The organism is Aquiflexum sp. (assembly GCF_041749095.1).
In the GTDB taxonomy this organism is placed as follows: domain Bacteria; phylum Bacteroidota; class Bacteroidia; order Cytophagales; family Cyclobacteriaceae; genus Aquiflexum.
Genome location: NZ_JBGTCA010000007.1, coordinates 1 through 22,469, shown reverse-complemented (window position 1 = coordinate 22,469; position 22,469 = coordinate 1). Strand labels below are relative to the sequence as shown.

The window sequence follows — 22,469 nt, the reverse complement described above, 5'->3', positions numbered from 1 at the left end:
AATGAAAAAAAGCTGGTGGAAAATCCTCACTATCGTCTTATTGGCATACACCATCACAGCAGGACTTCTCCTTGATGTACCTCGATTACCCATTCTCAACGAAACCATCCGGGCTTTATATTTCCATGTCACCATGTGGTTTGGAATGATCCTGATGTTGGGGGTATCGGTCGTTTTCAGCATCAGATTCCTAAAGACCAATGATCTTAAAAATGATGACGTCGCCATTGAATTTACAAATGCAGCAATATTGTTCGGAGTATTAGGAATTTTGACGGGGATGCTTTGGGCAAAATTTACCTGGGGAGACTATTGGAGCGGTGACCCAAAACAGAATGCTTCTGCGATCGGGCTGTTGATGTACTTTGCCTACCTGATTCTGCGAAATTCCCTCACGGATGTACACCAAAGGGCTAGAATCGGCGCAGTGTATAACATTTTTGCATTTGCAGCTTTTATACCTTTGATCTTTGTATTGCCAAGATTGACGGACAGTCTTCATCCCGGCAATGGGGGCAATCCCGGATTCAATGCTTATGACCTTGACAGTAAATTGAGGATGGTTTTCTATCCGGCGATTATCGGATGGACACTGATGGGTACTTGGATGGCTACGGTAAGGATCCGATTGAGAAGAATAGAAAGAAAAGTTGAAGATAGATTGATAAATCAAGTATCATGAAAAAATGGTTTATAATATTGTTTCTGTTGATGAGTCTTCAGGGTATGGCCCAGGAGAAAATTGCCATCACAGAAGATGATTACCAAAACTCCAGGGTTGAAATGGCCGATACCATGCGCTCTGAAGGAAAAATATACGTCCTGGTTGGAATCATCGGGATTGTTTTTGGTGGAATATTGGTTTATGTAATTGCTACTGACAAGAAGGTGGGTAAACTGGAAAAACTATTAAGAGATTAACCACAATAGCTTATATCATTCACTTTCTTAATGTGGAAAGGAAAATTTAAATTATGAAAAAAGGACATATAATCGGTTTGGGAATCATTGGGGTGGCCATCATTATCATCATGTCAATGATTGGGGATGCGAGTACTTATGAAAGTTTCGCAACCGCCAGGGATCTGAAAATGAAAGGAAACGACAAATCCATTCATGTGGTAGGACAATTGAAAAAAAGCATCTCAGGAACAGTGGAAGGTATAGAAGTCAATCAGGACAAAACATCTTTTTATTTTTTGATGGTTGACAATGCCGGAACTGAACAGAAAGTTTTTTACAATGAGCCTGTACCTGCGGATTTTTCCCGGGCCGAACAGGTAGTAGTGATCGGTTCCTATAAAAACCCTGACCTGTTTGTAGCGGACAAAATCCTGATGAAATGCCCTTCCAAATATCAGGAAACAGAAGTCAGCAATGCGAGCATGTAATGAATACACCCATTTATCAGCGTAACCATGATCAATACCTTTGCCGGTAATTTAGGCCACTTTGCAGTAATATTGGCTTTTGTCAGTGCGGTTGTTGCAGCCTACTCTTATTATCAATACACCATTGCGCCTGAAATGGAAAAAGCGAATTGGAAACGCTTTAGCCGGGCAGTCTTTTATATCCACTCCCTGGCGAGTGTCACAATTGCCATTTCCCTTTTTGAAATCATCTATAACCATAGATTTGAATATTTCTATGCTTATTCGCATTCTTCCAAAGCACTGCCTGTTCATTATATGATTTCCAGTTTTTGGGAAGGCCAGGAAGGCGCATTTATACTTTGGATTTTTTGGAATGTGGTATTGGGATTGATCCTAATACATACCAATAAATTCTGGGAAGGTCCGGTAATGGTTGTATTTGCATTGGTCCAGGCTTTCCTGGTTTCGATGATTTTGGGTGTTGTGATTGGGGATTTGAAAATCGGAAGTTCTCCTTTTATCCTTTTGAGGGATGCCATGAGTGCACCGATATTCCAGATCAATCCTGATTTCGTACCAGAAGACGGTACAGGCCTTAATCCATTGCTCCAAAATATCTGGATGGTAATACATCCCCCAACGCTCTTTCTGGGTTATGCATCCACCTTGGTGCCATTTGCTTTCTTAATAGGAGGACTGGCCACCAAAAAATATTCCGAGTGGGTGCGCCCTGCCTTGCCTTGGGCAATTTTCTCCGCCATGATTTTGGGAATGGGGATCATTATGGGAGCCTATTGGGCTTATGTCACTTTGAACTTTGGTGGCTATTGGAACTGGGATCCTGTGGAAAATGCCGTTTATGTACCCTGGCTAATTATGATTGCTGCCATTCATACGATGATAACATTTAAGAAAAGCAGTACTGCTTTGAAGTCATCCATAGTTTTGGTCATTGCTTCTTTTATATTGGTACTTTACGCCACATTCCTGGTTAGAAGTGGGGTGTTGGGAGATTCTTCAGTCCATTCATTTACCGACTTAGGTCTGTCAGGCCAATTGTTGATATATATGTTGTTTTTTCTTTTTGTTGCTGTTTTCCTTGCTGCAAAAAACTGGAAGAATATTCCGACTTCTGAGAAAGAAGCTTCAGTATATTCCAGGGAATTCTGGATTTTTATCGGCGCCATTACCTTATCCCTAATGGCTTTTCAGGTTATTCTTCCGACTTCCATTCCTGTTTGGAATGCCATCGTGGAAAGTTTAGGTGGGATTTCCAATATGGCACCACCTGCAGATCAGGTAGGGTTTTATACAAAATTCCAACTTTGGTTTGCTGTCGTCCTGGCTTTGCTTACCGCGGTTGGGCAGTTTTTTTGGTGGAATAAAATAGATGGAAAAATGCTTAGGGAGGCTTTGGTCATGCCTTATATCATATCTGTAATATTGTCAGCAGTGATCATTGTCTTTGGCAAAGTATATGACCTTGCCTATATCATCGTGGTATTGGCCGCCACATTTACCATAGTGGCCAATGCGACAATCCTGACCAAGTTGATCAAAAAGACAACCTTTAAATTGGCAGGTGGTTCCTTGGCACATATCGGCTTGGGCCTGATATTGATCGGGGTGATGTTTTCATCCGGCTATTCCGAAATCATTTCCTTTAATATGTCAGGACTGACCTACAGCAACAGTTGGGAGGATGAACTGAATAAAGAACACGTATTGCTGTGGATCAACAAACCCACACAGATCAAAGAATTTACAGCAATCTACAGGGGAAGGCAGAAAAAGGTTGAGGGGGTTCCCGGCTATGTCAATGTCAATCTTCTGAAGTCAACTGACAATACCAATGAAGCGATTGCTTTAGAGGATATCACAGCAAGAGGAAGGACCTATTTCAAAAAGGGAGAAAAGGTTACGCTGATATTGGAGGAGAACGATTACTTTCAAATTGACTATTTCAAAGATGATGTGTACAAGTTTTCCCTGAATCCTATGTCCCAGTTCAACAGCTCGATGGGTCTTATTTCCTCTCCTGATTCAAGAAGATTTGTAAACAGGGATCTTTACACTTTTGTCTCGGCCATCAATGACTATGAGGATCCCGAGTGGAGAGAAGATGAATTCTTCGAGGTATCACCCGGAGAGACGTTTTACATTTCGGATTTTGTAACCACATTTGAAAGCGGGGAAGTGCTTACCGAACTGGATGGAATTGAACTGAAAGAAGGTGATGTGGCAGTCAAAGCCAAACTTGTGGTGATGGATTATGACAAGGAAAAAAGACTTGAGCCCATATTCATCATAAGAGGAAATCAAGTTGGCAGAATTCCTTCCGTGGACAACGAGTTGGGTGTGAAAGTGGAACTTGAAAACATTCTTCCGGAATCCAATAAATTTTCATTTAAAGTCAATAGGTATCAAAAAGATTACGTGGTATTGAAAGCAATTGTAAAACCTCAGATCAATATCCTTTGGATCGGTACCATTATTATGTTGATCGGCTTTAGTGTAGCCATTTACAGAAGGTATGATGAATTCAGTAAAATGCGGGATAAAGGATTGGAATAAGGATTAACCTTATTTTTTTGATTATCCCTTTTTCATACGCTAGATGTTATTTAATCCCGTATTTACCATATATGGATATTGATAGATGACTTGTCCCGATTTTTTCGGGATTAGATATTGATGGATACTGTTGCACAATGGCAGGTTGGATCTAAATCTTTTTGAAGATTTGAATCAGTATGGCACTTACGAAATTCCATATATTCCTATCTTTCAATCATGAAATATAAAATAGCGATACTGGGAACCGGGAATGTCGCATGGCATTTGGGGCCGGCATTGGAGGATGCAGGGCATACCATCACCGAGGTATTTGGAAGGGATATTGAAAAAGCAAATAGCCTGACAAAGAGACTGTATGTGGCTGAAGCCAAAGACGATCTGGATTTCTCAGATTCTGAGGCAAGTATTTTTATTTTGTCAGTAAGTGATCAGGCGATCTTTGAAATAGCAGATGAAATTATCTTACCCGAAGACAGCATTTTGGTGCATACATCAGGGTCAGTCGGCATGGATATTTTGGGATATAGTTCGGCAGCTTATACAGGGATCTTCTACCCTTTGCAGACTTTCAGTAAAGACAGGAGGTTGGATTTTGCAGATGTGCCATTTTTATTGGAATCAGACGATCAGACAACTTTGCAGACACTGAAGAAACTCGCAAAGAGTCTTTCCCCTCATCAATATGTAATCAGATCAAAGGACAGAAAAGCCCTACATGTAGCAGCCGTATTTGCCAGCAACTTTTCAAACCATATGCTGAGATTGTCGGAAGAGATCATGGCAAGGCAAGGACTGGATTTCGAAATGTTAAAACCTTTGATCATTGAAACCATCAGCAAAAGCCTTGAGCTCGGCGCAAAAAAAGCCCAAACCGGCCCGGCAATCCGCAGTGATTTCAATATTTTAGATGACCATTATCAATTTTTAAATTATAATGAACAGATTGCTGAGATCTATAAGCTTATCTCTCAGGACATTATAGACAGCTATTGAACAATACCTAAAAATAGGTATTTTCTTTTCTCGAATTATTAACTACATTTATGACGGGTGATTAAGCAACTTTTTCAGGTTTAAATGACCTGCATTAAAATGTTATTAACTTTTAAACATATAAGTGGCCGCTCTTAACAGACGGCCACTTTCATTTTTACTCCTTCCAAGTCCCGAATTTGCCCATCTGATAATCCTGATATGCCTGTCTGATTTCCTCTTGGGTATTCATTACAAATGTCCCTTGTGCCACCAACGGTTCATTGAATGGCTTGGCATGCCCAAGAATGATTACAGCATCTTCTGAGGCTTCTACAGCAATTGAATCTCCATCATTATTGAATTCTATCAGATTTCTAAAAAGAATTTCCTCTCCCATAACCTTGACTTTACCCCGCACAATGTAGAAGAACACATTTTCTTCAGTGGGAATAGTTTTTGAAAACTTTCCTCCTTTGTTGATAAATATGGTACTCAAAAAAATGGGCCACAAGGTATCGAAAGATCCTTTTTTGTTTTCCCATTCCCCTGCAATCAATTGGACTTTTACTTTATCATTGTCCAGACTGAAATTGGTTATCTCATCTTTTTGCAAACCAAAATACCTGGGCTTTGTCATTTTAAGGCGGGCAGGAAGGTTTAGCCATAATTGAAGAATCTCGAGTTCGCCTCCTTCTTTTTTGAATTTATCGGATGAAACCTCCGCATGAATCAAACCGCTTCCAGCAGTCATCCACTGGATTCCCCCGGCATCAATGACAGATTCATGTCCACCCGAATCCTTGTGCATGATATCACCCTCCAATATGAACGTGACGGTTTCCATTCCCCTGTGTGGATGTGGCCCAAATGGCAATCCGTTGTTGTTTTTGGGATAAACCTGATGTCCATGGTGATTGAGAAAAATGAAAGGATCAATCTGTCTTAGTTTTGGCGATGGCAAAGGATTGTAAGTAAACAGATCCGCAATGGAATGATAACCGGCTTTATGGATTTCTTTGATTGATTTCATAATATTTGATGTATATACATTAAATAAGAATAAGCCAAAATTTGTTCCAAATAGAGTCAAAAAAAAACCTGAATTTCTTCAGGCTTCATATTTCTATTTTATCCAAGCTAGTGAGAGTTCATCAGGTGCTTTCATCCTATCAGCTAATCGCATATATCGGTCTGCCAAATTAGAAAGGTAATCCTGTGCCTTTGAAGCCACATCATTGAGTCCGGTAAGGTTTTCGATATCCCAGAGTTTTACCAAATGATCGATAATCCTGGCATAATCCCAACCTGTATATATGCCTACTTTCTGGGTAATGGCTGAAAACTGGTCGAATAAAGTAGGATTGCTACTTCCTTTGCCCATTAGGACAGCAGGCATCACTATTTGCTTTCTCATCATTTTATCGAAAGCCATAATTGCCCCATTAGGGTCAATTTCAAAGATTTCACTCATAAAACTTTTGTAAGCTTTCTCATGTCTGGCCTCATCACCTGCAATCGTCTTGCATATTCTGGACAATACATCGTCGCCTGCCTTATGGGCAAGCTTTCCTGTATTGACATGTGAAATTTTTGTCGCTCTTTCCTGAAAGGAGGTATAGATCATGGCCTGATATGGATCTTTTTCAGATTTTGGATCAAAACCATTGTAGATCAATCTGTGAATTGTCTGTTCGACTTTTCGCATATCTGCCCTTCCTGACAGATAAAGGTATTTATTCAGCAGGTCACCATGTCGGTTTTCCTCAGCTGTCCAAGCCTTGGACCATCTTACCCAACCTGAATTACTCAAAAGGCTACCCTCTACATTGATCCCCTCCAACATGTTGAAGTAAGTCTGATAACTTGGAAGTGCTTCCTCTGTAATCATATTGCCAATCAATGAGGTAATGATAGTATCAGGGATACCTGCTGCTCTTTCCTGAAGTTTCTTTACCTCATCGAAAGCATCCGGTTCACCCATATCAGGAAGAAAATCCGATGGTTGCCAGCAATCATCCGGGTCAACCAATACAGTATCCACTGCATTATTGACGAAGCCATCCAACTGGGAAATGACTTCCATGTTTTTTTCCAATTCGTAATCTATGTGTTCTGATTTATTCATGATATTAAACTTTTCGACTCAAATAACTAAAATCAATACCCATATACTGAGGTATTTAAAGCAGCTTGAATTCCAATATCAAAGCCAATTGAGTATAAAGGTAATGACAAATTATGGGATTAAACGATAATAAACCCGATTTCTATATTGGATTTCTGCCAATTTGGAGGCCTTATTTCTGTAAAACCCAAGTTTTCTTATTAAAGTTTGGTGGCGCGGTGGCATTTAATCGTTTCCCTATTTTGTCAAGGTACATAGTATTATAACGCAATCTGGTAATATAGTTCGGAAGATCGGGATCTCCGTTCCAGCAATGTTCGGCCCTGTCACCATAAAGGACTTCCCCACCATAATAAGGATCAGTAGTATTTTCAAGAAAATCCTCAGTCATGTAAACTGCATTATTGAGATAATAATTATCCATATCTCCACAATAGATATGGATTTTTCCTTCCAGATTCTTCCCCAGTTTGGACCAATCCCTTTCCATGATATAGCGTAAATCAAAGTTCTCCTGCCAGTGTTTGGCTACTTCCTTGTCGATTTCACCGGAATATCTGTCCCAAATTGGTTTCGGATATCCGTCATCACCAACTGGTGAATATACTGCCTGCCATATATCCCATTGGTCTCCGGACCTGCTTTTTGTTCCACCAAGAGCGAGTTCCTTATGGTTCATGTCTTTGAGCATTGCGGATACATGACCAAGGTAATTTCTCTTACCTACCCGTTCTGTAGTCCTGAACGGACCATTGAGAAAATAGGCATTTTCTTCCTCATAAATATTAACAGTAGTGTATGCCCTGAAATCAATGGGGTCTGGGCAGGCAGCAAAACAGCCATTATATTCATTTGGATACATGACCTGAACTGCCAATGCTTCCCAACCTCCGGTAGAACCTCCATATACAAATCTAGACCAACCCTCTCCTATGCCCCTGAACTGTTCCTCTATGTGTGGGATCAATTCGTAGGTAATCGCATCCCCATAAGGTCCGATGTTCTGGGAATTCACCGCGTAACTGTCATCGTAAAATGGGTTGGCATGTTGTATTTCGATCACAATGAACTTTTGAAAATCGGGAGAAATCCATTTCCTGTAAAAATCATAAGCTTCCTGCTGCTGGATCTTATTGTAACCATAAATATCAAACCTTGCACTATAATCTTCTTCCATTTCTTCATCGGGCGGAATGGTCCTAAACCCATCAAAATCTGTTGGAAAATGCCCATGATAGATCATCAAAGGATAATATTCATTTGGATTTTGATCAAAATCCCTTGGGATCAGCACATGTGCACCAAGGTAAATATCCCGTCCCCAAAACTCTGACAACATTTCACTTTTGAATTTGATATGTTTGATATATTCCGTGTCCTCCGGTTCAGTTACGGGTGGATTGATCTGATCAATGGTCAGGTCAAGACCTGCTTTTCCATCCCACTTTATTTTTTGAGGTATGCTGTAAATATTGCCGGGGGTTCTGTTCCATTGCCTTCCCTCCCATTGGTCCATAGGCATTTTGATGGTATGTCCATCTGACCTATTGAAAGTTTCATATTTGGCTATATAAGCCTGGATCCAATATTCACCTTCCGGGATATTCTGCCAGTTTTCAATCGGGTAACCAAATTCATTTAGGTCAAGACTTAATGCTTCACCTGATTGATAATCCTCAAAATCCATCCCGATGACCTGGGCAGAATTGATATCATCACTGACAGCAAATCTTGGTTCTGTCTTATCGCTATGATGAAAAAGCAAAAGTAAACGACCATCTTTCAGATCTTTGGACAACTCCTCAGATACTGTTATCCTGACCTCAGAAATTTGATTGGACTGACAGGAAATCAATATCAGAAAAATGAATATCGGAAAATATCTCATGATAATATGTTTAGGTAGAATTGAAGATACTATAAAATTCAAAATGATATTTTGCAAGGATTACCAAATTACATAAACGGACAAATCCTGCTTTTTTACCCAAAGATTCTACCGTCTATATATCCGGAAAGATTATATAACAGAAGAAAGTTTAAATTCATGTCTCAACCATCAACAATATGAAAAGAACATTATTAGCTTTTATAGCAACTGCCATCCTCCTTTCCTGTGGAGAAAAATCAGAAATCATAGATTATACCAAACTGACAGATGATGAAAGATTGACCATCGCAAATGAAATTGCCCAAAACACCATAATGGTGGACGGACATGTGGATTTGCCTTACAGAATGAAGGTGGGCGGGTTTACCCTACAAAGAGAGATATTGGATGTATCCGTCAGGACAGACGGAGGAAACTTCGACTTCCCAAGGTCAAAGGAAGGTGGCTTGGACGCACCTTTCATGTCCATTTACATTCCTGCCATTTACCAGGAAAGGGGTGGTGCCAAAGCATTGGCTGATTCGCTGATTCTAATGACCGAGAGGCTGGTCAATACATGGCCTGATAAATTTGCCATTGCTTATTCTCCTGATGAAATCAAGCAAAATACTAAAGAAGGTAAAATCTCTTTTCCCATGGGTATGGAAAATGGTGCCGCATTGGAGGATGATATCAATAATGTCAAATATTTTTATGATAGAGGAATCCGATACATCACACTCACCCACGGCAAGGACAATCTGATCGGTGATTCATCTTATGATACTACAAGGACCCACGGCGGTTTAAGTGAATTTGGTGTTCAAGTGGTCAAAGAAATGAATAAGACCGGTATCATGGTGGATATTTCCCATGTTTCGGATGACACCTTCTATGATGTGATGAAGATAACTGACGTACCTGTCATCGCTTCACATTCTTCTGCCAGGGCTTTTACTCCAGGTTTTGAAAGAAATATGGATGACGATATGATCAAGGAGCTGGGAAAAAACGGAGGCGTGATCATGATCAATTTTGGGGGGAGTTTTATCGATGGGGATTATAATGAGCGTTCGAGTGAGGTGAGAGAACACCTGGTAAACTGGCTTGCAGAGAGTGGTTTGAGCAGATCGGATTCTGCTGCCCAAGCATATATCCAAAAATACACCGCTGAAAACAACCCTTTCCCCAATGTCTCAAAGGTTGCTGACCATATTGACCACGTCAGAGATCTTGTAGGTATTGACCATATTGGCTTAGGTTCTGATTTTGATGGTGTGGGAGACAGCCTTCCTACAGGATTAAAGGATGTTTCCATGTACCCTAACCTGATTGCAGAATTGCTTAAAAGAGGCTACTCCAAAGAGGATATTGAGAAAATCTGTTATAAAAATATTTTCCGGGTTTGGAATCAGGTTATTGCTGCTGCTGATTGATGCATATAGAAATCAAATATTCAACCTTTCAGCTATAGCAGCAGTAAACCGTTTATAAAATGAAAAAAACAATTCATTAAGAAATTGCTTATTTTTATATCTTAAAACGATTCAAATTAAATGAAAATATTTAAAAATTTGTCTTTTATTCTGGCAAGTGGATTTTTGCTTTTTGCCTCCTGTGCTGAAAAAGAAGTTTCAGAACCTGAACCAGAACCTTCTCCATTTGCTGTTGAAACAGAAAAAATGACAATTAACGTCGATACCTTATATACCGATTTTGAAAGTCCTTGGGGCATGACCTGGCTTCCGGATGGCAGAATGCTCGTCACAGAGAGAAAAGGTGAAATCCTGATTTTTAAAGATGATGAATACACTGGAGAGAAACTTATAGGTGTACCGACTGTTTCCGAAGTAAACCAAGCCGGTTTGTTGGATATCACCTTGCATCCTGATTATGGGAATAATGGCTGGCTTTATCTTTCTTATTCCAGATCGCAGGGAGAAGGGGAAGTCCTGGTTATCACCAGAGCCAAGTTAACCGGTAACGCTCTCGAAAATGTTGAGGAAATATTTGTTTGCGGTCCTGAGTGGAAAGGTGGAAGGCACTTTGGTTCCAGGATAGTTTTTGACAAAGACAACTACCTCTTTTTCTCAAATGGCGATAAGGGTTCAAGGCCGCAGAATGCACAGGAATTGGACAATGACCATGGGAAAATCCATAGAATTCATGATGATGGACGTATTCCCTCCGACAACCCATTTGTAAATACAGAGGGAGCATCTCCTTCTATCTGGACCTATGGCAACAGAAATCCACAGGGAATGATCTATGACAAAAAAAACGACAGAATATGGTCAGTTGAACATGGACCAAAAGGCGGTGATGAACTTAACCTGATCGAAAAGGGGAATAATTACGGTTGGCCGGTCATTTCATACGGAATCAACTATGATGGTACCATCCTCACTGAGTTGACCGAAAAAGAAGGAATGGAACAACCTGTCACCTACTGGGTACCCTCTATTGCCACCTGTGGAATGACATTGGTATCCTCTGACAGATATCCCGAATGGAAGGGCAATGTACTTGTAGCCGGGCTGGCAGGGCAGCAGATCGCAAGGGTAGAACTTGATGGCACAACTGCCGTTGGAGAAGAAACTCTTTTTAAAGACATTGGAAGAGTCAGACAGGTGTCTGAAAGCCCTGATGGATACCTGTATGCTATAACAGAAGCCACTGGTCTTTTGGTGAAATTGGTTCGTGCAAAACCTAATGCCAACATTCCGGTTCCTCCCCGTGATTGATTTGATAAAAATATTAGGAAAGGTTATTTCCAAATTTCATTAACCAAATTAAACCTAGATAAAATATCCGGCTGGATGGGCCGGGTATTTTTTTGCTCAATTTCGATTCCATAAAAGCTCCTAAGAATACCAAAAATCAAGTGGGTCTGGAATTTGAAACTTATATCCTGCAGATTGTATTTTTTGGGAAGAAATCTGCTTCCATTCAGAATCCCCTTCCGGTGCATAACCGCTAGGTGGGGGAAATCCCAAATCCAAAGCGTTCTTTTCATAAACCAGTTTGCGTTTGGGATGAATGGGTGCAACTCCGTTGAAAACCTGATTCCAAAGGTTGTTTTCAATTATCCAAGATGATATGCCCACTGCATCATCCCTGTGGATATAATTTACAGGACTGTCTCCGGTTACATTTGACTTGCCTGAAAAATATTTGCCCGGAATTCTATCCACCCCAAGCAGTCCCCCAAACCTGATGATGGTCAGGTCATAATCCGGGTCTTGGTGCAAAATATTTTCAGCTTGGAAAAGGGCCGTATTGCCTGTATTTTCTTTGGTCAATGGAAAGTTTTCATCAAGGTCCCTGTTTAGATCAGGATAAACTGAAGTAGAACTGATATAAATAATTTTTTTTACTCCCGCCTGCACAGCCATGGATTTGATGAATTTAACTTGCTCAGGATGACATGTTTCAGGCATCGTTCTGCTTCTCGGAGGAATATTTACAAACAATATTTCCGACTCAAATAACTCCTGAAAACCAATTCCTTCCGGGTGGGGATTGAATTTGAGTATTGAAACCCGGATTCCCTTTTTGGTCAAATCAACTGATTTCTCTAGGTTTGTAGTACTGCCTTTCACATCAAACCCCTTCTTTTTGAGTGTTAATGCGAGTGGAAGCCCAAGCCAGCCCAAACCAATAATTGAAACAGTAACCATAAAAAGGATGAAATATTTTTAATTTTCGGTAAATTCAGTGTTCACAAATATAGATCTAAAAATAAATGTATTTTGTCTGTAAAATATATATGGAAATAAACGACAAACCTTTTTTCAAATTGTTTGGGCTAATCCTATTGGGATTGGTTGTTTTTTCCTGTGGGGGAAAAGAAAAAGAAAGCCCCCTTTTTGGAAACTGGTACGGATTTGAACAAGACTCGACCTACTATGAATTATACATTAATGACACGCTGATCGTACTGAATCATGAAAATATAGGTCCAATTGGTTATGATTATCAGATCCATGAAAATATACTTATCGTCAGTAATGCTGCCGGAATGGAACGGATTTGGCTGTTGGAGGATTTAGAAAAGGAATTTTTCACCATCAAAGACAGCCTGGAAACAATTACCTATTTCAAACTCGAAGTACCATTGGATTTTTTTAAAAGTATTCAGGATTCCAGTAGTTATGCCGAATTTAAAGATGGCTTTACTTCCCGATATGTAGAAAAAAAGGATATTGATGCACAATAGCTTCAGGATACGACAATAACTTCAGTCAAATTTTCCCAAAAGAAAGGTCGTTTACCGGCAAAATAGCAGACACCATATTATATTACTCAAATTCCTAAATTGTCATTTTTCTTTTTTTGGCATAGTTCCCAAAATATAATCCCAAAGGGGGGAACTCACTCCAAATGCCGCATCAGGGTCTTTATAATGATGGATGGCATGATTGACCCATAGAATCTTCAGGAAATTTTTGGGTGGCTGGTAAGCGTGTACAATAAAATGAACTCCTAAATAGGCCGCATAACCCACCATAAAGCCCGGAAGAAAATAAAGTGCATAATCTCCCATGATCCATGTAAAAACACCATAAAAAATCACAGCATAGGCAAGGCTGGCAAGTGGAGGCATGGTCAATCTCTCCTTATCTTTTGGATAATCATGATGTACACCATGAACAGTGTACTGGATCTTATCTTTCACAGGAGTGTCCGGCTCCATATGAAAAAAATACCTGTGCATCATATACTCCAACAAAGTGAAACCAAATACCCCTAAAAGAAATACTGTAAATCCATAAAAAGCCTTGATTTCAGTGGCATTATAAGCATAATAAAGTGAAACAGATGCTACAACCAAATACATGATAATAGGAATACTTATATGGGTCTTTGTCAGTTTCTCCAATAAAGGATTTTGAAACATCCTTGCCGTCCCATTGTTATCCGGCTTGTCCAATCTTCCGATTTTCTTTAAGGTGGTCATTGGTATTTTCTTTTAGCTTTATAATAACCTTTTTACAAAGTGTCTATAATTTAAAAAAACAAACATAAAATTAAAACTAATTGTAAGTTCAATATATGACAAAAGAAGGAAATAATTGATGTTAATCGTATTCTAAACTTTATGATTTTGATCATCAATGAGATATAATTTGCTTAGACTCCTCTATCGTCTGAAGGTACAAAGCCTCATACATCGGTAATATCACGGAAACATCAAACTCTTTCGCCCTTGCCAATGCCCGGGTTTTAAATCCGGGAAGATTTTTTTCATCCAGGATTTCCAGGGCCCTTTCGGTCATCTCCTTGACGTTCCCTATTTTGCATGTAAAGCCTGTTACTCCATTGATATTTAATTCGGGAATACCTCCTGCATCCGAACTCAATATCGGCACTTCGCATGCCATCGCCTCCAAAGCAGCAAGCCCAAAACTCTCTTTTTCTGAAGGCATCATAAAGAGATCTGCAACAGAAAGCACCTCTTCTACTGCTTCAAGTTTTCCCAGAAAACGGACATCAGCACAGGTGCCCAATTCCCGGCACAATCTTTCCATTTTATCTCTTTCCGGCCCATCTCCCACAAGCAACAATTTGGCTGGTATTTTCTTTCTCAATTCGTAAAATACCTGGATCACATCCTCCACTCTTTTGACCTTCCTGAAATTGGAAGTATGTACAAGAAGTTTCTCACCATTGGGGCAAATTGCCAATTTGAAATGCTCCTTTTTTTGTTTTTTGAATCTTTCCAGATCTATGAAATTAGGAATGACATCAATATGTTTCTTGATTTCAAAATGTTCAAAAGTGGATTTCCTGAGATCCTCAGACACCGCAGTGACGGCATCTGATTGGTTTATACTGAAGGTGACCACTGGTTCATAACTGGGATCCTTTCCTACCAAAGTAATGTCTGTGCCGTGCAATGTGGTCATCACAGGAATGTAAATTCCCCGCTCCTTAAGGATCTGTTTTGCCATATAAGCGGCAGAGGCATGTGGAATGGCATAATGAACATGAAGCAGATCAAGCTTTTCATATTTTACGACATTCACCATTTTGCTTGCCAGTGCCAGTTCATAAGGGGCATGTTCAAACAAGGGATAACTTTTGATGTCCACCTCATGATAAAAGAGATTTTGACTGAAAAAATCCAACCGTGTTGGTTGGCTGTAAGTGATAAAATGGATTTGGTGCCCTTCTTTCGCCAAAGCCTTGCCCAACTCAGTTGCTACAACTCCACTTCCACCAAATGTTGGATAACAAACAATCCCGATTTTCATGAATACAATGTTTAAAATACATCAACAAAATACTAAACACGTCAATGATATGATTTTGTTCACTAACTATTCCAATAAATTCCAAAATCCTTTTTGCTGTGCGGGGTTTCTCATAGCTTGGTAAATGATATCATGGATTTCCGGCCTTACCCCATCTTTAAGTAGTGTGTTGTTATTGGCATCAGGGTGAACCCTATTGGAAAGAAAAACATAAACAAGATCATTATCAGGATCTGCCCACACACAGGTTCCTGTAAAACCTGTATGACCAAAAGTACTTTTTGGCGCTAATACACCAGCACTTCCTCCTTTTCCTCTTTCAGGTTCAGGTTTATCCCAGCCCCAACCTCTTCTGCTTTGGTTGGATTGTCTTTTGGTAAAATCCTTAATGGTCATTTCATCCAAAAAATAAACATCTCCATATTTCCCTCCATTGAGCATCATCTGCATCATCACTGCCAGGTCATTGGCCTTACCGAATAAACCCGCGTGGCCGGCCACACCACCATACATGGCTGCTCCCTGATCATGGACATAGCCATGTACAAGTCTTTTTCTCCAGGTAATATCATCTTCCGTAGGGGCAATCCAATCTTTGGAATACTTTTTAATAGGATTAAAAGACATGGTGTATAAACCCAAAGGGCCATAGATATTCTGATCCAAAAATTCATCCATGGGCTGATTGGTCATGGTCTCTACCAAAGCCTGCATCAGGTACATGGTCAGGTCGGAATAGACATAGCTGTATTTTCTTCTTCCAGGTTCAGGTTTTCTTAGGCTTGAATTCACGGTCCAAACCCATAGACTGTCTTTCAAAGAATTAACACCATACATATCATTGGAGACGGGCAATGAAAAGCCCGGTTCGGCTTTTGGTCGATAATAGTCAGTTTTCCATTTACCTGCTTCCACAGTTTTGGCATAATGGGGAATAAAGGCCACCAAACCCGCTTCATGGGCAAGTATGTCCTTCAAAATCAAATCTTCTTTGTTGGTATTCCTTAACTCCGGAATATATCTGCCAATGGGCTTGTCCATATCTATTACGCCTCTACTTGCCAAAAACATGACTGCCTGCGTTGTGGCCAATACTTTTGTGATCGAAGCCAAGTCATAAACTGTTTCGGTGGTTACTTCTTTGGTTTTATTGTAATCATAGTGCCCATAAGCTTTTTCAAATACAACCTGTCCGTTTTTGGCTACCAAAACTACACCTCCGGGGAATGCCCTCCTTTTGATACTGATTTCCATCACAGTATCTATCCTTGCCAGCACTTTACTGTCCATCTCCTGACTTTCAGGAATGCTATATGCCAGCCTGCCCAAACCGGGCAAATATCCCCCAGCTCCTGACCTCAGATTAAGATTAATGGACACAGGCAAAATCCCATGTGCATCCCTTGCTCCAAAAATAATTTCAGGCACCAGCCTCTGAGTAAAGATATTATTTTCAAAGGCCAAAATATTATGAGGCAATTCAGGTACATATTTGGAAGCATAAGCATTCCCAAAAGTGACCAAAACAACATTTTTATCCTGCCCCAATTTTTTGATAAAATTAAAATCTGTCATGGTCACCCCAAAACTCCTTGTTGGGCTGTTGGATATTCCCATAACACCTATGATCACCGTATCAAAATCTTTCAGCTTTTTCTCAATATTGTCAAGACTACCGGCATCCAGACCCTTTCCTATCTGGAAATGTTCGATCCGGGCATATTTATCAAGCCGCTTCTGAAACTCCAACCCATTTCCGCCAATTGTCAAAGAAGCTATTTTCTTAAAATCCAATTGTTTGATCGGAAGAAAATCATCCTTGTTGGATGTCACAGTGATGGCGCTTCCATATAATTTTTCAGCAAGGAGTTCCGCTGTCGGAGAATTGAGTCTGTTGATCAGATTTTTGGTTTCTATTTTTTCGGTCCTGCCCAATCCTGCCCAGTATTTGGCTTTCAAAATTTTCCTTATTCTTTCATCTACCTCTTCTTGCGAAATTTTCCCATCAGCTATGGCCTGCAAAATCAGGGCTTTTGCTTTGGCCACGTCCTGTGAAAAAACCAAAACATCATTGCCTGCCAACAAAGCTGCCAGCTCAACTTCTCCTGGCCTGATATAGCTGCTGACTCCCTTCATGTTCAGGGCATCCGTAAACACAAGGCCGTTGAAGTTCATCTGCCTTTTAAGGAGATCGCTGACCACATATTTGGAAAGTGAAGTTGCTTTGTTTCTTTCACTGTCCATACTCGGTATATGCAAATGTGCCACCATGACACTCATCAGGTCATTGTCGATCATTTCTCTATAAGGATACAGATCAATATCCTTGATCCTGGTTTCGGAGTGTCTGATTAAAGGTAAGGTATGATGAGAATCAGACTCTGTATCCCCATGTCCTGGAAAATGCTTGGCGTTGGCCATTATTCCATGGTCCTGAAGCCCTTTCATATAAGCGATTGATTTTCTTGCCACCAGTCTTTTTTCTTCTCCAAATGCCCTGTATCCGATCACGGGATTGTTGGGATTGGAATTGACATCAACTACCGGTGCGAAATTGATATGCATTCCCAATTCCTTGAACTGATATGCAATTTCTCTTCCCATTTCATAGATAAGGTCATCATTAGGCAAAGCTCCCAATGTCATGGCTTTTGGGAATGTAATCACAGAATCCAATCTCATACTGACCCCCCATTCGGCATCCATTGCGATAAACAGAGGTACCCTGCTGATTGACTGGAAATAATTTGTAAGATTGGCCTGTCTCACGGGGCCTCCCTGGAAAAATATCAGACCACCGATATTATGGTCTGTAATCAACCTGGCCAAATCCTGCTTGTGCCTTTCATCTTTATTGGAATAGGCTGCCACCATAAAAAGCTGCCCGAGGCGATCTTCAAAATTCTGATTTTCAAAAACACTGTCAACCCAAGCCAATTGCCTTCTTTCATCCAATGAATTGAATGGATCCTTGTTCTCTTTAGGGACATTTGCATCAGACCTTTCCAAACCCAAAACGGCATCTGATTGAAAAATCACCAATAATGCAATCAGAACACCCCAAACTTTTACCCGCATGCTACTGTTTAATTTTTATTGCTTGAATTTTAAAATAACTTTGCATCAATATACACTCAATTGTACAAACTTACACGGAATATTCAAGGCCAAAGATCAATTTTTGATTTTTGCGAAAAAGATTTTGAAATAAATTGTACATATCCATTTGAATAACATCCCAAAATGAAATTTCCTTCTATTTTCAGAACAGCTAGCCACGCGCGGTTTGATATCAAGCCTAGATATTATGATCCGGTAAAAGAAGAAATTGAGCAGCGGACTGCAAAAATCAAAAGAGAGCTTCAGGCAGACGGGAAACTTCCTTTGGAAAATGAGAACCAAGAAACCTTAAATCGGGATTACGGATCTTCTATCCGGGGAGCATTTACGCAGGGTAGTCCCATCAAAGGGAGATCATCTTCCATGATAAACAGTGCCGGGATGATCCGTTTGATTATTTTCCTGGTTCTTTTAGGAGCTTTCTTTGGATATGTTTATTTGGGACCGGATGCTCTTTACACCATATTGTATATTTTTGTGGGCGCTGGTTTGGTTTATTTATTTTTCAGATTAAAAGGGAAAATCCGCCAATGAATGACATTATCCAACTTCTTCCGGATGCCATTGCCAATCAGATCGCTGCGGGGGAGGTAGTACAAAGGCCTGCTTCAGCATTGAAAGAACTGATGGAAAATGCCGTGGATGCCGGGGCCAGCATGGTCAATGTGTTGGTGAAAGAAGGTGGAAAGAATCTTATTCAGGTCATTGACAACGGTAAAGGTATGTCAATAACAGATGCCAGGATGAGCTTTGAAAGACATGCCACCTCCAAAATCAGAACTTCAGAAGATCTATTTGCCATACGGACTTTTGGGTTCCGGGGTGAAGCGCTTGCCTCTATCGCCGCAGTTGCACAAGTGGAAATGAAGACTAGACTCCGGGGCGAGGAACTTGGCACTATGCTCCAGATTGAAGGTTCGGAAGTCAAAAAACAGGAACCTATCGCGACACAGGATGGCACTTCCATTGCGGTGAAAAACCTGTTTTTCAATGTACCTGCCAGGCGGAATTTTCTGAAATCCAATGCAGTGGAAATGAAACACCTCGTGGAAGAATTTCAGCGGGTTGCCCTATCCTATCCGGAGATTGGGTTCACATTTATGCAAAATGACATGGACCTCTTTAACCTGCCTCCAGGAAAACTCAGCCAAAGGATTGTAGGTATTTTTGGGAAATCATTTCAAAATCATTTGGTCGCCTGCATTGAGGATACGCCACACCTCAACATCAAAGGATATATCGGAAAACCGGAGTCCGGCAAAAAATCCCGTGGTGACCAATTTTTCTTTGTCAATAACCGATACATCAAAAACAACTATCTCCACCATGCGGTAGTCAATTCCTACGAAGGATTGATGGCTTCTGATATGCATCCTTTCTATGTGCTGTTTCTGGACATTGACCCCATCCATATTGATATCAATGTCCATCCTACCAAAACCGAGATCAAGTTTGATGACGAAAGGACAGTCTATGCGGTGGTCAGGTCTGCCGTAAAACAAGCATTAGGCGCACACAATGTTGTCCCTTCATTGAATTTCGGACTCGATGTGAACTTCAACGAAACCTGGGACAACAACAAAACCCAGTCTGAAATAGTCGGTATTGAAAATGCCTATAAACCTGATACCATCGGTCCGGAGAATCAATACAAGACATTTCAAAGTCCGGCATTCAAAAAACAGTCTGTCTCGGGATGGGAAAAACTTTTCGAAAGCGGTGAAAGCCTGAACATGACCAAAGAAATTAAATCTCCTGTCAAAGAAGATCAGGATGATATCCTGACTTTTTCCTCAAAAGCGAATGAGGATATGGGCAAATTGAACGAAGGAAGAAAATCAGGAACAACATTTCAGGTAGAAAACAATTATATTGTCGCCCAGATGTCCTCAGGCCTGCTCATTATCGACCAACAGGCGGCACATGAAAGGATACTCTACGAGAAATACACCAAGCAACTGACCAAAGCGGCGGGAGCTTCGCAGCAATGTCTCTTCCCGCAACATATCCAATTGGGACAGGCAGATTTTGCATTGGTCATGGATATAATTGACGAACTCCACAGTTTGGGTTTTGTCATTGAGGAATTTGGGAAAAGCACCATATTGATCCAGGGTGTCCCGGCTGATATCTATGTGACCAATGAAAAAAGGTTATTTGAAGGTCTGATAGATCAATTCAAGCATTTCAAGTCTGAGCTTTCATTGGATAACAGGGAGAACCTGGCACGGTCTCTGGCAAGACGGTCTTCCATAAAAAAAGGAAATGTACTGGCTGCTTCGGAAATGGAAACCATCGTTGGCCAGTTATTTGCCTGTCAAAATCCAAATTATGGACTTGCGGGGAACAAAACCTTCGTCAAATTGGATTTACCACAAATACAAAGCTTTTTTACAAGATAAGATATGTTCAGAAATCTAACACCTGTAGTTAAAAACCTTTTGCTCATCACAGTTGGCATTTATGTGGTTACAGCATTCCTGATGCCTCAGTTGAAGTCAATCTTTGCATTGTATTATGTGAACAGCAGCAGGTTTTTGCCATTTCAGTTCCTTACCTACATGTTTATGCATGCGGATTTCTGGCATTTGTTCAGCAATATGTTTGGGCTGTTTATATTCGGACCATTATTGGAACAGTTTCTGGGGCCTAAAAAAATCCTGATACTTTGGATGGTCTGCGGAGTGGGATCAGGTTTGCTGTATTCAGGATATACCTCCTTCAAAATGCACCAACTTGATAACAGAATAAGTACATTTTATGAAAATCCAAGCCCTGAACTCTTCAGTGATTTTGTGAAGGACAACAAACACTTTTTCAAATCAGGGGTTTATGATTTTATTGATGCTTACAGTAGAAATCCTAATGACAGCGGATTGATTCAGCGGGCAAAAGAAAACCTGATGGGTATCAGGGATATTCAGGTCAACATACCGATGGTAGGTGCCTCAGGTGCCCTCTTTGGAGTATTGATTGCATTCGGAATGCTATTTCCCAATACCGAACTGTTTTTATTATTTCCTCCTATGCCTGTGAAAGCCAAATATTTGGTCTTATTTTACGGACTTTATACATTGTATGCCGTTATCAACAATAATCCAATGGACAACGTAGCGCATTTTGCCCATTTGAGCGGCTTGGTAATCGGAGCAGGTCTTGTGTATTATTGGAAAAAAAGCAGAAAAAACTTTTATTGATTGACAGATTGATTATGTACGGAGGATTCTTGTTAAACCTTAGAAACGCTTTCAAGCAAAACAACAACAGCTTGTATAAGATCCTTGCGATCAACATCCTGGTGTTTTTTGCCATGCTTTTGGTTAGGGTGTTTTTTACTTTTTCGGGGGCAGGGACACTATATCAGAGTTTCAGGTCCCTCCTGATGATGCCTGCAGATATCTCTCAGATTCTGACCCAACCTTGGTCTATTTTGACCTATATGTTTTTTCATGAAGGATTATTCCATATCCTGTTCAACATGCTTTTTCTGTATTGGTTTGGACTGTTGCTACATGAATATCTGGGAAGCCGGAAATTGGCAAATATCTATATCCTTGGGGGATTGGCCGGAGCCTTACTCTATGTGGTGATGTATAATATTTCCCCCTATTTCAGTGAAGTGGTGAGTTCTTCCAGGATGTTGGGGGCAAGTGCAGGTGTCTATGCCATAGTAGTGGCAGCAGCCACGCTTTCACCAAATACCACCTTTTTTCTTTTACTTCTAGGCCCTGTCAAGATCAAATACATTGCTATTTTCTATGTGCTCATTGCATTTGTAAACTCAGCTGGTGAGAATGCCGGTGGTGAACTGGCGCATTTGGGTGGCGCGGCTTTGGGTTTTATTTATGTCTATCAGCTTCAGAAAGGTAGAGATTTGGGTGCGTGGATACAGGCAATCGGAAACTTTTTTGTCAATATCTTTGAGAAAAAGCCTTCTGTGAAAGTCACATACAGAAAAAAGAAATCATATACCACCACGCCTGACCCTACTCCGTCAAAGTCGGTAAAAAGTACATCAGGAAAAGTTGAGGATGCCACCCAAGAGGAAATAGATTTTATTTTGGACAAAATCGCGGATAAAGGATACGATGCCCTCAGCAAAGAAGAAAAAAGAAAGCTTTTTGAATTCAGTAAAAAGTGATATTTTACAATCTAAAAACCAATGCTACCCT

The 22,469-nt window shown here is 40.4% G+C and carries 19 protein-coding genes; 12 read left to right on the top strand and 7 right to left on the bottom strand.

All coding sequences use genetic code 11. From position 1 onward, the window contains the following. Nucleotide 1 precedes the first annotated feature (1 nt). From ccsA (ACEW8O_RS00365) to ACEW8O_RS00345, 5 genes are all read left to right on the top strand, one after another. Nucleotides 2–682, top strand: coding sequence for a cytochrome c biogenesis protein CcsA (ccsA, locus tag ACEW8O_RS00365; RefSeq protein WP_373492632.1), 681 nt, complete (start codon nucleotides 2–4; stop codon nucleotides 680–682). Continuing rightward, nucleotides 679–921 carry a CcmD family protein gene (locus tag ACEW8O_RS00360; RefSeq protein ID WP_373492631.1) on the top strand — a complete coding sequence of 81 codons (243 nt, stop codon included), beginning with the start codon at nucleotides 679–681 and terminating at the stop codon, nucleotides 919–921. Before ccsA (ACEW8O_RS00365) ends, ACEW8O_RS00360 begins: the two co-directional genes overlap by 4 nt. Before the next feature lie 53 nt (nucleotides 922–974). Beyond that, nucleotides 975–1,391: a cytochrome c maturation protein CcmE gene (locus tag ACEW8O_RS00355; protein ID WP_373492630.1), complete on the top strand. Its 417-nt coding sequence runs from the start codon at nucleotides 975–977 to the stop codon at nucleotides 1,389–1,391. Between the two features lie 27 nt (nucleotides 1,392–1,418). After that, a complete protein-coding gene (gene ccsA, locus ACEW8O_RS00350) occupies nucleotides 1,419–3,947 on the top strand; it encodes a cytochrome c biogenesis protein CcsA (RefSeq protein ID WP_373492629.1) in 2,529 nt (842 codons plus the stop codon). Nucleotides 3,948–4,166: 219 nt separating this feature from the next. Next, nucleotides 4,167–4,943 carry a Rossmann-like and DUF2520 domain-containing protein gene (locus tag ACEW8O_RS00345; protein ID WP_373492628.1) on the top strand — a complete coding sequence of 259 codons (777 nt, stop codon included), beginning with the start codon at nucleotides 4,167–4,169 and terminating at the stop codon, nucleotides 4,941–4,943. Between the two features lie 157 nt (nucleotides 4,944–5,100). Here ACEW8O_RS00345 and ACEW8O_RS00340 read toward each other — a convergent pair whose 3' ends face one another. The 3 genes from ACEW8O_RS00340 to ACEW8O_RS00330 all read right to left on the bottom strand — a co-directional run bounded on the left by ACEW8O_RS00340 (nucleotide 5,101) and on the right by ACEW8O_RS00330 (nucleotide 8,938). Next, nucleotides 5,101–5,955: a pirin family protein gene (locus tag ACEW8O_RS00340; protein WP_373492627.1), complete on the bottom strand. Its 855-nt coding sequence runs from the start codon at nucleotides 5,953–5,955 to the stop codon at nucleotides 5,101–5,103. Between the two features lie 93 nt (nucleotides 5,956–6,048). After that, on the bottom strand, nucleotides 6,049–7,050 hold the full coding sequence (locus ACEW8O_RS00335; RefSeq protein ID WP_373492626.1) for an acyl-ACP desaturase: 1,002 nt from the start codon (nucleotides 7,048–7,050) through the stop codon (nucleotides 6,049–6,051). A gap of 172 nt (nucleotides 7,051–7,222) precedes the next feature. After that, on the bottom strand, nucleotides 7,223–8,938 hold the full coding sequence (locus ACEW8O_RS00330; protein ID WP_373492625.1) for a hypothetical protein: 1,716 nt from the start codon (nucleotides 8,936–8,938) through the stop codon (nucleotides 7,223–7,225). Between the two features lie 179 nt (nucleotides 8,939–9,117). Here ACEW8O_RS00330 and ACEW8O_RS00325 point away from each other — a divergent pair, with 179 nt between their 5' ends. Both ACEW8O_RS00325 and ACEW8O_RS00320 read left to right on the top strand, forming a co-directional pair. Next, on the top strand, nucleotides 9,118–10,356 hold the full coding sequence (locus ACEW8O_RS00325; RefSeq protein WP_373492624.1) for a dipeptidase: 1,239 nt from the start codon (nucleotides 9,118–9,120) through the stop codon (nucleotides 10,354–10,356). Between the two features lie 120 nt (nucleotides 10,357–10,476). Continuing rightward, nucleotides 10,477–11,664, top strand: coding sequence for a PQQ-dependent sugar dehydrogenase (locus ACEW8O_RS00320; protein ID WP_373492623.1), 1,188 nt, complete (start codon nucleotides 10,477–10,479; stop codon nucleotides 11,662–11,664). A 120-nt stretch (nucleotides 11,665–11,784) separates the two neighbouring features. Here ACEW8O_RS00320 and ACEW8O_RS00315 read toward each other — a convergent pair whose 3' ends face one another. Further along, the gene (locus tag ACEW8O_RS00315; protein WP_373492622.1) at nucleotides 11,785–12,600 is read right to left on the bottom strand and encodes an epimerase; all 816 of its coding nucleotides are present in this window, start codon (nucleotides 12,598–12,600) and stop codon (nucleotides 11,785–11,787) included. Between the two features lie 89 nt (nucleotides 12,601–12,689). Between ACEW8O_RS00315 and ACEW8O_RS00310 the strand changes: the two genes are divergently transcribed. Next, the gene (locus ACEW8O_RS00310; RefSeq protein WP_373492621.1) at nucleotides 12,690–13,139 is read left to right on the top strand and encodes a hypothetical protein; all 450 of its coding nucleotides are present in this window, start codon (nucleotides 12,690–12,692) and stop codon (nucleotides 13,137–13,139) included. Nucleotides 13,140–13,241: 102 nt separating this feature from the next. Here the strand turns inward: ACEW8O_RS00310 and ACEW8O_RS00305 are convergent, their stop codons facing one another. From ACEW8O_RS00305 to ACEW8O_RS00295, 3 genes are all read right to left on the bottom strand, one after another. Beyond that, a complete protein-coding gene (locus ACEW8O_RS00305) occupies nucleotides 13,242–13,880 on the bottom strand; it encodes a sterol desaturase family protein (RefSeq protein WP_373492620.1) in 639 nt (212 codons plus the stop codon). Between the two features lie 154 nt (nucleotides 13,881–14,034). Continuing rightward, on the bottom strand, nucleotides 14,035–15,177 hold the full coding sequence (gene bshA / locus ACEW8O_RS00300) for an N-acetyl-alpha-D-glucosaminyl L-malate synthase BshA (RefSeq protein ID WP_373492619.1): 1,143 nt from the start codon (nucleotides 15,175–15,177) through the stop codon (nucleotides 14,035–14,037). Between the two features lie 66 nt (nucleotides 15,178–15,243). Then, nucleotides 15,244–18,255 (bottom strand): glycoside hydrolase family 3 N-terminal domain-containing protein, encoded by a 3,012-nt coding sequence (locus ACEW8O_RS00295; protein ID WP_373492618.1) that lies wholly within the window; start codon nucleotides 18,253–18,255, stop codon nucleotides 15,244–15,246. A gap of 165 nt (nucleotides 18,256–18,420) precedes the next feature. Here ACEW8O_RS00295 and ACEW8O_RS00290 point away from each other — a divergent pair, with 165 nt between their 5' ends. The 4 genes from ACEW8O_RS00290 to ACEW8O_RS00275 are packed head-to-tail and all read left to right on the top strand — an operon-like array spanning nucleotide 18,421 to nucleotide 22,438. Continuing rightward, the gene (locus ACEW8O_RS00290) at nucleotides 18,421–18,831 is read left to right on the top strand and encodes a hypothetical protein (RefSeq protein WP_373492617.1); all 411 of its coding nucleotides are present in this window, start codon (nucleotides 18,421–18,423) and stop codon (nucleotides 18,829–18,831) included. Further along, nucleotides 18,828–20,699, top strand: coding sequence for a DNA mismatch repair endonuclease MutL (gene mutL / locus ACEW8O_RS00285; protein WP_373492616.1), 1,872 nt, complete (start codon nucleotides 18,828–18,830; stop codon nucleotides 20,697–20,699). The genes ACEW8O_RS00290 and mutL overlap by 4 nt, the downstream gene beginning before the upstream one ends. 3 nt (nucleotides 20,700–20,702) lie before the next feature. Next, nucleotides 20,703–21,494, top strand: coding sequence for a rhomboid family intramembrane serine protease (locus ACEW8O_RS00280; RefSeq protein WP_373492615.1), 792 nt, complete (start codon nucleotides 20,703–20,705; stop codon nucleotides 21,492–21,494). A gap of 14 nt (nucleotides 21,495–21,508) precedes the next feature. After that, nucleotides 21,509–22,438, top strand: coding sequence for a rhomboid family intramembrane serine protease (locus tag ACEW8O_RS00275; RefSeq protein ID WP_373492614.1), 930 nt, complete (start codon nucleotides 21,509–21,511; stop codon nucleotides 22,436–22,438). The last annotated feature ends 31 nt before the right edge of the window (nucleotides 22,439–22,469 follow it).